The sequence below is a fragment of the Mumia sp. zg.B53 genome (assembly GCF_019550935.1).
Lineage (GTDB): Bacteria > Actinomycetota > Actinomycetes > Propionibacteriales > Nocardioidaceae > Mumia.
In genome coordinates this window covers 2,084,025-2,096,913 of record NZ_JAHWCK010000001.1, presented here as the reverse complement: position 1 = coordinate 2,096,913, position 12,889 = coordinate 2,084,025, and the positions used below count along the sequence as shown (strand labels likewise).

Here is a 12,889-nt window from a genome sequence, read left to right as displayed (position 1 = left end):
GAGTCGTGCTGACGACCACCGACCCGTCCCCGCTCACCGTGGCCGGAGTGCCGTTCACGAGCCGGCTGTTCCTCGGTACCGGAGGGGTTCCGAGCCCCGCTGTCCTCCGTCGGTGCCTGGAGATGAGCGGCACGGAGCTCGTCACCGTCTCGATGCGCCGGGTCGACCCGGGAGCGCCGAGCTCGATCCTCGACGTCGTCCGCGAGCACGGCGCACGGCTGCTCCCCAACACCGCGGGCTGTCGCACCGCGCGTGAGGCGGTCCTCACCGCGAACCTCGCGCGCGAGGCCCTCGGCACCGCCTGGGTGAAGCTGGAGGTCGTCGCCGACGACGTGACGCTGCTGCCCGACGTGGTCGAGCTCCTCGACGCCGCCGAGACCCTGGTGCGCGAGGGCTTCACGGTGCTCGCCTACACGAACACCGACCTCGTCACCGCCCGCCGCCTCGCCGACGTCGGCTGCGCGGCCGTGATGCCGCTCGGCTCGCCGATCGGCTCCGGCCTCGGTGTCACCGACCCTCGCGCGATCGCCGCGATCGCGGAGGCGGTCGCGGTCCCGGTGGTGCTCGACGCCGGCATCGGCACCGCCTCCGACGCCGCACTCGCGATGGAGCTCGGATGCGACGCCGTGCTCTGCGCGACCGCGATCACCCGTGCGGGCGACCCGCCCGCGATGGCGTCGGCCATGGCCGGCGCGGTGCGCGCCGGTCGCACGGCGTACGGGGCGGGCCGGATCCCCCGACGCGAGACGAGCCTGGCCTCCAGCCCGACAACCGGTCTCGTCGGCACCTGACGCCGGCGGGCCCCCGCCGGTCCGGCGTCAGCCGCCGGCGACCGCCGGGATGATCGAGACCTGCTGCCCGGCGGGCACCGAGGTCTCGAGCCCGTCGGCGAAGCGCACGTCCTCGGTGCCGACGTACACGTTCACGAACCGGCGGATCGCGCCGGTCTCGTCGACGACGCGCGCCTTGATCCCGGGGAACGACGCCTCCAGGGCCTCGATGACACCGGCGACGGTCTCGCCGTCGACGGTCACCTCCGAGTCGCCCTTGGTGTAGGTGCGCAGGATCGTGGGGATGCGGACGGAGACGCTCATGATGTCCTCTCGGTCAGACGAGGTTCGCGGCGGTGAAGGCCGTGTAGGTCGGGTCGATGGTCGCGGCGGGGCCGACCCGGTCCGCGATGGCGTCGAGCGTCTTGAGCCCGTCGCCGGTGTTGAAGACGACCGTCTCCGCCTCGGGGTCGAGCCGGCCGTCGGCGAGCAGCTTCTTGAGCGTCGCGATCGTCACGCCTCCCGCGGTCTCGGCGAAGATGCCCTCCGTACGGGCGAGGAGCTGGATGCCGTCACGCACCTCGTCGTCGGAGACGTCCTCGACGGCACCACCGGTCCGCCGGCAGGTGTCGAGCACGTACGGCCCGTCGGCGGGGTTGCCGATCGCGAGGGACTTGGCGATCGTGTCGGGCTTGACCGGACGGACGACGTCGTTGCCCTCCCGGAACGCCTGCGCGACGGGCGAGCAGCCGGTCGCCTGCGCGCCGAAGATCTTGTACGGCGTCGGGTCGACCAGGCCGAGCCGGCCGAGCTCGGTGAATCCCTTGTCGACCTTGGTCAGCTGCGACCCGGAGGCGACCGGGATCACCACCTGCTCCGGCAGCCGCCAGCCGAGCTGCTCCGCGGTCTCGTACGCGAGCGTCTTGGAGCCCTCCGCGTAGTAGGGACGGACGTTGACGTTGACGAACGCCCAGCCCTCCTCCTCGCCGGCGATCTCGCTGGCGAGCTTGTTGACGTCGTCGTAGTTGCCGCGCACGGCGACCAGCGTGCCGCCGTACACGGCGGTCGTGAGGATCTTGGGGCGCTCGAGGTTCTCCGGGATGAAGACGACGCTCTTGATGCCGGCACGGGCCGCGGCCGCGGCGACGGCGTTGGCGAGGTTGCCCGTCGACGGGCACGCGAGGACCGTCATGCCGAGCTCGCGGGCGGCCGAGAGGGCGACGGCGACGACGCGGTCCTTGAAGGAGTGGGTCGGGTTGCCGGAGTCGTCCTTGACCCAGAGCGTCTTGATGCCGAGCTCACGGGCGAGGTTGTCCGCCTTCACGAGCCGGGTGAAGCCGGGGTCGGTGTTGGGGAAGGACGCGATATCGGCGGGGACTGGCAGCAGCGACTGGTAGCGCCAGATGCTCTTCGGGCCGCTCTCGATCTGCTCGCGCGTGATCGCCGGGAAGTCGTACGCGACCTCGAGCGGTCCGAAGCACTCGAGACAGGCGTAGTGGGGTCCGAGCTCCTGCCCGGCACCGCAGGCGCGGCACACCAGGCCGGTCGCGTTGCCGAAGGCGCCGTCACGGGCGTTCGTACGATCAGGGGTTTGCAGCGTGCTCGCGCTCACGAGGCCTCCTCGTCATCTTCCCTGCGCGCGACTGTCGCCACAGGACGGACTTGGCACCATGCCTGACGGCGGCCTCGCGGGGTCGCGAGCTCACGTCAGGTGGTTGCCGGGGCTTCGTCGGGCCGTGTCCCTCCGCCCCTCGTGATGAGCTGAGCCAAGCGTACGTGCGCGTCTCACATACTGTCCACTCGTTCCAATATGCGGACAGTGGTCTCCCGGCAGGTCAGCAGCCGAGAGCGTCCGCGAGCCGCTCGAGCCAGGCCGAGAGCTCCTCGGGCCCGTGGACGACGAGGTCGGCCCGGGGCGTCAGGGCCTGCTGCTCGTCGGAGGCGACGGCCACCAGCATGACCTCGGCCTCGCCGTGGTCGCGCATGGCCGTGAGCGCCGCGTAGGCCGGGATATCACCGAGGTCGTCGCCGGCGTAGACGATCGTCCGGAGTCCGGTCTCGGCGACCAGCGTCCGCAGGGCGGCCCCCTTGTCGACGGACGGGTCGCGCACCTCCACGACGTACCGTCCGGGTTCTGCGGCGAGGCCGTGCTCTCGCGCCAGCTCCGCGACCGGTCCCTCCAGGCGCTCGAGGGCCGCACCGGGATCGTCGAGGAGACGGGTGTGCACCACCACCGCGCGCCCCTTGTCCTCGATCCTGACGCCGGCAAGACCGAGCGAGTCGAGCAGCGCCGGCAGAGCCGCACGGACCTCGGCGACCGCGGCGGGCGGTGGCGGCACCGACTCCGCACCGGTGTCGGCGTCCCACCTCTCGGCCCCGTACTGGCCGAGGATCGTGAGGTGGCTCAGGCCGTCGTGGTCGCCGAAGCCACCCAGTCTGAGCGCGGTGCGCACGGGACGTCCGGTGACGACGGCCACCTTGCCGACGCACGGTCCGATGCGCTGGAGCGCGTGGACCGAGCGCTTGCTGGCGTGCGCATGCTCAGGGTCGTCGACGATCGGGGCCAGCGTGCCGTCGAAGTCGAATGCGAGCATCGCCTGCTCGGGGGCGGCCAGCAGCGCCGCCAGGGCGGCCGCTCCGGCTTCGGTGCGGGGCTGTGGCTCGAGCACCACGGGAAGGGACATGACCACCATCATCCCAGGCCGGCCTCAGGCGTCGGGAGGGGTTCCGCCTCACGACGAGCAGGTGACCTCGCGTCGCCCCGCCGGGCGGCCGTGAGTGAGACCAGGGAGTACGCGTGCGGCTACGGTGCGCCTGTCAGGATCAGGGTGAGCCGGTCGAACTTCATCGGCTCGACCGCCGGCCGGACCCGGTCGATCCTCAGGTCGGCGGCGAGGCGCTCGGCCTGCTCCTTGAGCTTCGCGGGGTAGTACACGGTGCTCTCGGGGATCCGTCCGTACCAGTTGTCGACCCCGACGACCTTCCAGCCGGCGTCCTCGACCCGCGCCGCGGTGGAGTCGGCGAGTCCGGTGGCGCCGGAGTTGTTGAAGACCTCGACGAACGCCCGAGGGACCTCCGCGGTCGCCGGCGCGGCCGAGGTCGGCGCTGCCGTGGCCACAGGCTCGGCCGTCGGCTCGGGCGTGGCCTCGGCGGTGGCGGTCGGAGACGGCGTGGTGGCGGTCGGAGTGTCGTCCCCGCCGTTGCCGACGAGAAGGCCGATCGCCGCGACGGCCACCAGGAGCAGCGCGCCCAGCAGCGCCACCGACGGGATCGACCGCGGTGCGACACGCGTGCGCTGGGCGACCCGCGGACGGGGCTCCGTCGAGGGTTCGTCCACGCGAGGCTCGGTCACGAGTCCTCCTCAGGCATCGGCGTCGAGGCGCCGGGCGGAGCGGGAACGACGCCGACTCGCCCTCATCCGCCGAAGCCGCTTGACCAGGAGGGGATCGTGGGCGAGCGCGTCCTCGCGGTCGATCAGCGCGTTGAGCACCTGGTAGTAGCGGGTCGCCGAGAGGCCGAACTCCGCTCGGATCGCCTGCTCCTTGACGCCCGCGTACTTCCACCACCCACGCTCGAAGGCGAGCACCCGCTCCTCTCGCGCGGTCAGCCCCGTAGCCCGGTCCGCGGTCTCGTCCGCGGTCTCGTCCGCGGTCTGGTCCGCGGTCTGGTCCGCAGAGGTGACGTGGGCATCGTGGGAGGAGAGAGCGGGATCCATGCCCCCATCGTAGGTCGCCGAATGACACCGTTGGGATTCCCCGCGCCCGGCGTGGCGGTCCGCCGGGCCTGCCCGCCATGATGGCGAGCATGACGTCTCCCGCCGAGCACCCGTCCGCCGAGTCCCCGGCGCCCGTGCGCTGGGGCATCCTCGCCACCGGTGACATCGCCCACTCGTTCGCCCGCGACCTGGCCCTCGTCGACGGCGCCGTCCTGCACGCGGTCGGCTCGCGCTCGCTGCCGCCGGCGCGCGCCTTCGCCGAGCAGTACACGGACGAGAAGGCCAGTCCGGTGTCCTACGGCTCGTACGCCGAGCTGCTCGCCGACGGCGACGTGGACGTGGTCTACGTCGCCACGCCGCACGGTCGCCACACCGAGGACGTGCTCGCGTGCTTCGAGGCCGGCAAGGCGGTGCTGTGCGAGAAGGCGCTGACGCTCGACGCCCCCTCGGCCCGGCTCCTGGTCGACGAGGCCCGGCGACGCGGGCTGTTCTTCGCCGAGGCGATGTGGATGCGGACCAACCCCAACATCCGGCGGCTTCGCGCGATGGCCGCCGAAGGAGCGTGCGGCACGGTCACGCACGTCCGGGCCGACCTCGGCTTCGTCGCCCCCCGCGACAAGGCGCGGCTGTGGGACCCCGCGCTCGGGGCCAGCGCTCTGCTGGACGTCGGCATCTACCCGCTGACGTTCGCGTACCTGATCCTCGGCCGGCCCGTCGAGGTCCGGGCGGTCGCCACGCTGAGCGACCTCGGCGTCGACCTCGCCGGGGGCGCGACCCTGCGCTTCGACGGTGGCGCGATCGCCTCGATCAGCTGGACCCAGACCGGGTGGCCCGACACCCGCGCCTCGGTGGCCGGGGACGGAGGGCGGCTGGAGCTCCCGTCGCCGTTCCACCACCCGCAGTCGTTCACCTACGCCCGGAACTGGGAGGCCGACGAGATCGCCGAGCCCCTCATCGGCGCGGGGTACGCCCACGAGATCATCGAGGTCGGCCGCTGCCTCCGCGAAGGTCTGACGGAGTCGCCGCTGCTGCCGCTCGACGAGACGGTGGACATCCTCGCGATCATGGACGAGATCCGGGAGCAGGTCGGCGCGACCACCGGGTGATCCCGGTGCCTGGTCGTCTGCCGCCCCTGCGGATTCGCCGATAGGGTCGTCCCATGAGTCACGCGCGCGGTTCGAGCCCGGTAGCGAAGAGCCTGCGAGGACACGAGGACTCAGCGTCGTTCGTCGTCGTCGCCAACCGCCTGCCGGTCGACCGCGTGCAGACGCCTGACGGGTCCACCACCTGGCGCACCTCCCCCGGCGGCCTCGTCACCGCGCTCGAGCCCGTCCTGCGCAAGCAGGGCGGAGCATGGATCGGCTGGACCGGTGCGGCCGACGAGGAGCTCGAGCCGTTCGACCTCGAAGGCATCCAGCTGGTTCCGCTCCCGATCAGGGCGCAGGAGGTCGAGGAGTACTACGAGGGGATGTCCAACGCCACCCTCTGGCCGCTCTACCACGACGTCATCGCGACCCCGGAGTTCCACCGTGAGTGGTGGGACTCCTACGTGGCCGTCAACCACCGCTTCGCGGAGTACGCGGCGGCGATCGCCGAGAAGGACGCGGTCGTCTGGGTTCAGGACTACCAGCTCCAGCTCGTCCCTCAGATGCTGCGTGAGCTGCGGCCGGACCTGCGGATCGGCTACTTCCTGCACGTGCCGTTCCCGCCGGCGGAGCTCTTCACCCAGCTCCCGTGGCGGCGACGGATCCTCGAAGGCCTGCTCGGCGCGGACCTGATCGGCTTCCAGACGACCGGCGCCGCCCAGAACTTCGTCCGCCTCGTCCGCATGCGCGTCGGCAACAAGACCCACCGCGACACGATCTATCTCGACGACGGCCGCACGGTCATGGCCAAGGCGTTCCCGATCTCGATCGATTCCAACGCCTACGAGGAGCTGGCCCGCCGTCCCTCGACCCAGGCGCGCGCCGACGAGATCCGAGCCAGCCTCGGCAACCCCAAGTTCGTGCTGCTCGGCGTCGACCGCCTCGACTACACCAAGGGCATGCCCCAGCGGCTCCGCGCCTTTGGCGAGCTGGCCCAGGAAGGACTCCTCGACCCGGCGGACGCGGTGTTCGTCCAGGTGGCACCGCCCTCGCGAGAGCGGGTCGACCAGTACCGCCGCCTCCGCGACGAGATCGACCGCCTGGTCGGACGCATCAACGGCGACGTCGGCCGCATCGGGCAGCCCCCGATCACCTACCTCCACTCCTCCTACCCGCGCGACGAGATGGCGGCGCTCTACCGCGCGGCCGACGTGATGGTCGTGACGCCTCTGCGCGACGGGATGAACCTGGTGGCGAAGGAGTACGTCGCCTGCCGGTACGAGGAGACCGGGGCGCTCGTGCTGAGTGAGTTCGCCGGAGCCGCCGCCGAGCTCAAGCAGGCCTACCTCGTCAACCCGTACGACATCAACGGCATGAAGGCCACCATGCTCAAGGCCATCACCGACCCGCCGAGGGAGAAGGCGAAGCGGATGCGTGCCATGCGCCGCCAGGTCATGGAGCACGACATCGACAAGTGGGCCCAGAACTTCCTCGAGGACCTGGAGACCATCCGCGAGCCTCACGGCAAGAGGACACGTCCGGTCGGCTGAGGACCAGACGTCGACCCGCCTCCCGAGGTGCGCTCTTCGTTAGGGTCGACGCATGCGACCGAGTCAGTGGTACGAAGCCCAGGACATGTTCGGCGATCACGTCACCCTCACGCAGCTGCGCCCGCACCACGCCCAGGGCGTGCTGGCAGCCGCCGATGACGACGACGTCTTCTCGTGGATGTCCTTCGACCGGCCTACGACGCAGGCTGAGGCCGCCGAGGTGATCGCGCGCTACCTCGCGACGCCCGACACGAACGCCTGGGCCCAGGTCGACACGAAGTCCGGGGAGCTGGCGGGGATTACGACGTACTACGAGATCAGCCCCGAGCGCAGGTCGCTGATCATCGGCGGCACCTGGCTCGGGGAGCGGTTTCAGCGCACCGGCATCAACACCGAGGCGAAGCTCATGCTGCTGACCCACGCCTTCGACACGCTGGGCGCGGTGCGCGTCGCGTGGGAGACCGACGACCGCAACGAGCAGTCCCAGACCGCGATCGCGCGACTGGGGGCGACCCGCGAAGGGCTCTTGCGCAAGCACAAGCGCCGCAAGGACGGGTCGTGGCGCAACACGGTGCTCTACAGCGTCGTCGACGACGATTGGCCCGAGGTCCGCGACACGCTCCGGAGCGCACTCACCCGCTGAGTCGTCAGCGGTGCGGGGCGGCGCCCAGGATGCGCTGTCCGGCGAGGGCGAGGATCAGCGCGAGCCACGCCGCGGTGATGGTGACGCCGAGCGCGGGCGCGTAGCCGCCGAGGTCCGCGAGCCTCCCGGCGACCGTCGACCCGATCGCGTACCCGATGCCGGTGGCACCGGCCAGCAGGGTCATCGCCTGGCCGACCCGGCTGAGGGGGACGATGCGCTCGCAGAGGGTGAAGTTGCTGATCATGTACGGGGCGACCGCGAAGCCGAGCACCAGCACGACGGCGACCATGCCGGCGATGCTCGAGACGAGCACGAGCGGCGCCGAGAGGACGGCGAGCGCCGCCGCCGCGACGAGGATGCGCTTGTCGAAGCCGATCCGGGCCGGCACCCACGCCATCGACAGACCCGCCATGACCGAACCCACCCCCAGCGTCGCGTGGATGAGCCCGGACACCCCGGGCAAGCCCTCGGCGGTCGCGAGCGCCGTCGCCCCGGTCTGGATCGACCCGAACAGCACGCCCACCAGGAGCTGCGCCCCGACCAGGATGACGAACGCCGCGGACACGATGCCGGCCTTCGCGGCGTGCCCGACCCTGGACCCGCGCACGAGCGCGGCCGTCGGATGCAGGGCGAACCATCCACCGAACACCACGAGCAGGCCGGCCGCCACGAGCAGAGCGCCGGCGGGGTCGATCAGCACCGCGACGGCACCGACGAGTGCCGGGCCGAGGACGAACGACGCCTCGTCGGCCGCACCCTCGTAGGAGAATGCCGCGTCCACGAGCTGAGGCGACTCGCGGCCCGCCCGGCCGGTGATGGGCCGCCAGCGGACACGCGCCAGCGGGCCGACCTGCGGCATCGCGGCGCCGGTGAGCCCGGCGACGGCGATCAGCCAGCCTCCGCCGGCTCCGCCCTGGGCGAGGATCACGATCGCGGCGAGGCCGGCGCTACCGACGAAGGACTGCGCAAGAACGACGGGACGCTGTCCGATGCGGTCGGCGAGGGCACCGGCGATCGGCGATCCGACGGCGTTGGCGACGGCCAGGGCGCCCGCGGCGAGCCCGCCGAGGGTGTAGGCGCCGGTCGCGGACGACACGAGCAGGAGCGTGCCCATCTGGCTCATGGCCAGCGGCAGCCGCCCCAGGAAGGCGACGAGGACGTACACGGGGCCGACGAGCGAGAAGAGTCGACGGTACGCGGTGATCGGGGACAACGGGTTCCTCAGGGTAGGGCGACACTGGCGCGCCTACCCTCCACCAGAACGCACCAGGAACCCTGAACCCGTCAAGTCTAACCGGCGGCCGCAGCGGGCTAACGCGGGACGCCCTCGAGCTCCACGAGCACCGAGGATCCGACGTCGACGACGGATCCCGCTCGTGGGGTGACCCGCGCCTGCGCGAAGCGCGTCGAGGTCGCGCCGTCCCGCGTCACCACGTCCAGCTCGAGGCCGACACGCGCGAGCCGGCGCCGCATCTCGCGCACGGTGGGCAGCGCGGAGTGACCGCCCGCCCCGCCACTGACTCCCGCGCCCAGCTGGGGGACGGCGACCTGGTCGGGCGGCAGCACGCGCAGCGTCGAGATCAGCAGCTCGACCGAGCCGGCGGGGCCGCGGACCGTGAGGCGGACGTCGTGCGCGGGCACGACCACGACGGCCGTCGTGACGCCCGCCCTGGTCGACCGTGCCACGCCGTAGGGGACTCCGTCGAGGCGCGACGTCGGCCGGGGGTCACGCGACGACCCGCCGGTCGCCACCAGCGAGTCGAGCTGCACTGTCGTGATGCCGGCAGGTCTGGACGAGTGACAGGCGCGGAAGACCCCGACGGTGAAGAAGTAGCCGTCGACGACGGGTTCGTCGCACTGCGGCTGCACCGACCTCCACGACACCGGGACGTCGATCACGATGCGGCCCCGTCCGACCGGACGGACCCCCTGGTCCATCATCTCCGCGAGCGGGAGAGCCGAGGGCGTCGCGACGGCCGAAGGCACGGTGTCAGAACGCCCGGCGTCGGAGGGCCGCGACAGATCGTCGTCGCTCGCCGAGCCCCCGAGGAGCGACGGCACGAACGCGACCGCGAGGACCAGTGCCGCGCAGGCCGCCGCCGCGAGCAGCGGGGCGACCCTCCTGCTGCGGGTCGGCGGAGGACCGGGGAGCCGCCCGGTACGGCGTCGCGCGGCGATGCGGTCGAGCAGCTCGTCTCCGTCGGGAGCCCGGTCCGCCACGGCGTCGAGGCGTTGCCGAAGATCGTCGTCGTTCATGCCGTGGGCCCTTCGTCGGGGTCGGCGAGGTCGTCGCGCAACCGTGCGATGCCTCGCGCGAGCAGGCTGCGGACGGTCGCCGGTCGGCAGTCGAGCGCCTCGCCGATCGTCGCGTCGTCGAGGTCGACCCAGTAGCGGAGCACGATCGCCTTGCGTTGTCGATCGGTCAGCCGGTCGAGGCCGCGCCGCAGCGCGTCGACATCCTCGATGCCGACACCGCTGCCGGGATCGACGTGGAGGGCAGCGTCGTACGTGACCTCGTGCGGTCGGCGGCGCCGCCAACGGCTGCGCTGGAGGTTGGCCATGATCGTGGCGACGTACGCCTGCGGGTCGTCGGCGGCGGAGACCACCGGCCACGAGCGCCACAGCCTCTCGCACGTCTCCTGCGCGAGGTCGAGCGCGTCCTCGCGCGAGCCGGAGAGGAGGTAGGCGAGACGGACCAGCCACGTGGCGTGCTGGCGGACGAACGCGTCGGCGTCCGTCAGCGGAGGAGAGCCCGTCATGGTCACACATCATGGACGCTCATGGAGACCGATGTGTTGCAGGTGGAGCCGACCCGCGGCGAGACCCGCAACCTCGTCGTCGGCGGGGTCGTCCTGAGTCGGGACGGCGGTGCTCGTCCTGTCGTTGCGGTGACACCACTACGCTGGCGACCGTGCCAGCGCCCCTGACCGAGCTCGTCGCCCCCGACTGGGCCGAGGCCCTCGAACCCGTCGCCCCGCAGGTGACAGCGATGGGGCACTTCCTCCGGGCGGAGATCGCGGCCGGCCGAAGCTACCTCCCCGAGGGAAGCAAGGTGCTGCGCGCCTTCGCCGAGCCGATGGCCTCGGTCAAGGTGCTCGTCGTCGGACAGGACCCCTACCCGACACCGGGGCACGCCGTCGGGCTCTCGTTCTCGGTCGCTCCCCACGTACGGCCCGTGCCGCGCAGCCTGATGAACATCTTCGCCGAGATGCGGACCGACCTCGGCATCCCCGAGCCCACCTCCGGCGACCTGACACCGTGGGCGAAGCAGGGTGTCCTCCTCCTCAACAGGGTCCTGACCGTCGAGCCTGGTCGCCCCGCGAGTCACCGCGGCAAGGGCTGGGAGGCCGTCACCGAGCAGGCGATCAAGGCGCTCGTCGCGCGGGACCAGCCTCTGGTCGCGCTGCTGTGGGGCCGTGACGCCCAGTCCCTGCAACCGTGGCTCGGAGACACCCCCGTGGTTGCCTCCCCGCACCCGAGCCCGCTCTCGGCGTCACGAGGCTTCTTCGGCTCCCGTCCGTTCAGCCGGGTCAACGGGGCGCTCTCGTCTCTCGGCAGTGCGCCTGTCGACTGGCGACTGCCCTGATGCCCTAGCCTCGATCCCGTGACCCGAGACCGCTCCGCAGTCCTCGCCAGTGGCTACAGCACGCTCGCGCGATGGTCCTGGCAGCTGATCGCCATCGCGATCGGCCTGTACATCCTGGGCTGGATCGTCGGCAAGTTCTGGATGATCGGCTACCCGGTCATGCTCGCCCTCATCGTGACCACCCTCCTGGGGCCGCCGGCGGCCTGGCTGCGAGGGCGGGGGGTGCCCGCGGCGGTGGCAGCCGTGATCGTGGTGCTGAGCTTCCTCGCGGTCCTGACCGGCGTGGTCGCCGTCCTCGCGCCGCAGGTCGCGGGACAGGTCGGGGACATCGCCGCCGAGGGCGCGCGAGGTCTGCAGGCGATCCAGGACTGGGTCCAGGATGGCCCGCTCGGGGTCACTGAGAACCAGCTCGACAACGCGATCGAGTCGCTGCAGGACAAGCTCCGCGACAGCGCCGACGTCATCAGTGCCGGCGCGCTGTCCACCCTGGGCGCAGCGACCAACGTGCTCGTCAACACCGTCCTGGTGCTGATGCTGACGTTCTTCTTCGTCAAGGACGGCCACAAGTTCCTCCCCTGGATGCGCCGGACCCTGGGAGGACGCGCCGGGACCCACCTGAGCGAGGCCGGCAGCCGCGCCTGGGACACCCTCGGCGGGTTCATCCGCACCCAGGCGCTCGTCTCGTTCGTCGACGCGGTGTTCATCGGCATCGGGCTGGTGGTCCTCGACGTCCCCCTGGCGGTGCCGCTCGCCGTCATCGTGTTCTTCGGCGGGTTCATCCCGATCGTGGGTGCCTTCGTCACCGGCGCGCTCGCCGTGCTGGTCACGCTGGTGACCAACGACTTCCGCGACGCCGTCATCATGCTCCTGGTGATCGTCGCCGTCCAGCAGCTCGAGGGCAACGTGCTCTCGCCCTGGCTCCAGGGCAAGGCGATGGACCTGCAGGCGGCGATCGTGCTGCTGGCGATCACCGCCGGCAGCTCGTTGTTCGGGATCACCGGCGCGTTCCTCGCCGTACCGGCCGTGGCGACCGCCGCCGCGGTGCTCCGCTACGTCAACGAGCAGATCGCCCTGCGGTCGGGGGAGCCGTCGGATCCCCCGGACGACCCCGGTCCGGGGGATGCGACGCCCGGCGAGCCCGCCACCGGTGACCCGTCCCCGCGCGACCCGGGAGCGGAGCCGACACCGGCCTGAGCGTGGCCGAGGCGCCCGCGGCGGTCTGCGCACCCCTGCGGCGGGTGGGAGAATCGAGGGCGTGCTCGGTACGCGTACGACTCTCGTGGCGGTGACTTCTCCGTTCCTCCCACCCTGAGCGAGCACCCCCGCGAAGCGTTTGCGGGGAGCGGCTGCCGGGTACTTCAGGGCGCAGGAGGTGTGCCCATGTACGGATCCCGCGGAACTGCCGCGGCGAGCTCCAACCCGTCACCACGCACGGTTGCGCTCCGCTCCCGACGCTCGCCTCGGCCGTCACCACGGTGACCCCGTGACGCGACCCGAGTGACAGCGAACCCACACTGACAGCCACGCAGGAGACCGCCTG

General features: G+C 71.8%; 14 protein-coding genes and 1 riboswitch. Of the genes, 6 read left to right on the top strand and 8 right to left on the bottom strand.

Annotated elements, in window-relative coordinates:
• Positions 1-5: 5 nt before the first annotated feature.
• The gene (locus tag KV102_RS10245) at positions 6-791 is read left to right on the top strand and encodes a thiazole synthase (protein WP_308290291.1); all 786 of its coding nucleotides are present in this window, start codon (positions 6-8) and stop codon (positions 789-791) included.
• Between the two features lie 27 nt (positions 792-818).
• Here the strand turns inward: KV102_RS10245 and KV102_RS10240 are convergent, their stop codons facing one another.
• The 5 genes from KV102_RS10240 to KV102_RS10220 form a co-directional block, all read right to left on the bottom strand.
• On the bottom strand, positions 819-1,094 hold the full coding sequence (locus tag KV102_RS10240) for a MoaD/ThiS family protein (RefSeq protein ID WP_220346103.1): 276 nt from the start codon (positions 1,092-1,094) through the stop codon (positions 819-821).
• Positions 1,095-1,107: 13 nt separating this feature from the next.
• Positions 1,108-2,382, bottom strand: coding sequence for a threonine synthase (gene thrC / locus KV102_RS10235; RefSeq protein ID WP_220343483.1), 1,275 nt, complete (start codon positions 2,380-2,382; stop codon positions 1,108-1,110).
• A gap of 9 nt (positions 2,383-2,391) precedes the next feature.
• Positions 2,392-2,533: riboswitch (SAM riboswitch) on the bottom strand.
• A 72-nt stretch (positions 2,534-2,605) separates the two neighbouring features.
• Positions 2,606-3,454, bottom strand: a complete 849-nt coding sequence (gene otsB / locus KV102_RS10230; RefSeq protein WP_220343482.1) for a trehalose-phosphatase — start codon at positions 3,452-3,454, stop codon at positions 2,606-2,608.
• Positions 3,455-3,573: 119 nt separating this feature from the next.
• Positions 3,574-4,122 (bottom strand): LytR C-terminal domain-containing protein, encoded by a 549-nt coding sequence (locus KV102_RS10225; protein ID WP_220343481.1) that lies wholly within the window; start codon positions 4,120-4,122, stop codon positions 3,574-3,576.
• Between the two features lie 9 nt (positions 4,123-4,131).
• Positions 4,132-4,485, bottom strand: a complete 354-nt coding sequence (locus tag KV102_RS10220; RefSeq protein WP_220343480.1) for a DUF3263 domain-containing protein — start codon at positions 4,483-4,485, stop codon at positions 4,132-4,134.
• Positions 4,486-4,574: 89 nt separating this feature from the next.
• Here KV102_RS10220 and KV102_RS10215 point away from each other — a divergent pair, with 89 nt between their 5' ends.
• Genes KV102_RS10215 through KV102_RS10205 form a run of 3 tightly spaced genes read left to right on the top strand, consistent with a single transcriptional unit; the run spans position 4,575 to position 7,763 of the window.
• The gene (locus tag KV102_RS10215) at positions 4,575-5,591 is read left to right on the top strand and encodes a Gfo/Idh/MocA family protein (RefSeq protein WP_220343479.1); all 1,017 of its coding nucleotides are present in this window, start codon (positions 4,575-4,577) and stop codon (positions 5,589-5,591) included.
• A 53-nt stretch (positions 5,592-5,644) separates the two neighbouring features.
• On the top strand, positions 5,645-7,120 hold the full coding sequence (locus tag KV102_RS10210; RefSeq protein ID WP_220343478.1) for a trehalose-6-phosphate synthase: 1,476 nt from the start codon (positions 5,645-5,647) through the stop codon (positions 7,118-7,120).
• A 52-nt stretch (positions 7,121-7,172) separates the two neighbouring features.
• Positions 7,173-7,763 (top strand): GNAT family N-acetyltransferase, encoded by a 591-nt coding sequence (locus KV102_RS10205; RefSeq protein ID WP_220343477.1) that lies wholly within the window; start codon positions 7,173-7,175, stop codon positions 7,761-7,763.
• Between the two features lie 4 nt (positions 7,764-7,767).
• On the opposite strand, the gene KV102_RS10200 is transcribed toward KV102_RS10205, so the two are convergent.
• The 3 genes from KV102_RS10200 to KV102_RS10190 form a co-directional block, all read right to left on the bottom strand.
• Positions 7,768-8,976, bottom strand: a complete 1,209-nt coding sequence (locus KV102_RS10200) for an MFS transporter (RefSeq protein ID WP_220343476.1) — start codon at positions 8,974-8,976, stop codon at positions 7,768-7,770.
• Positions 8,977-9,074: 98 nt separating this feature from the next.
• A complete protein-coding gene (locus KV102_RS10195; RefSeq protein WP_220343475.1) occupies positions 9,075-10,019 on the bottom strand; it encodes a hypothetical protein in 945 nt (314 codons plus the stop codon).
• On the bottom strand, positions 10,016-10,522 hold the full coding sequence (locus tag KV102_RS10190) for an RNA polymerase sigma factor (RefSeq protein WP_220343474.1): 507 nt from the start codon (positions 10,520-10,522) through the stop codon (positions 10,016-10,018). The genes KV102_RS10195 and KV102_RS10190 overlap by 4 nt, the downstream gene beginning before the upstream one ends.
• Positions 10,523-10,674: 152 nt before the next feature.
• On the opposite strand from KV102_RS10190, the gene KV102_RS10185 reads away from it, so the two are divergent.
• Both KV102_RS10185 and KV102_RS10180 read left to right on the top strand, forming a co-directional pair.
• Positions 10,675-11,349: a uracil-DNA glycosylase gene (locus tag KV102_RS10185; protein WP_308289437.1), complete on the top strand. Its 675-nt coding sequence runs from the start codon at positions 10,675-10,677 to the stop codon at positions 11,347-11,349.
• Between the two features lie 18 nt (positions 11,350-11,367).
• Positions 11,368-12,543: an AI-2E family transporter gene (locus tag KV102_RS10180; protein ID WP_220343472.1), complete on the top strand. Its 1,176-nt coding sequence runs from the start codon at positions 11,368-11,370 to the stop codon at positions 12,541-12,543.
• The last annotated feature ends 346 nt before the right edge of the window (positions 12,544-12,889 follow it).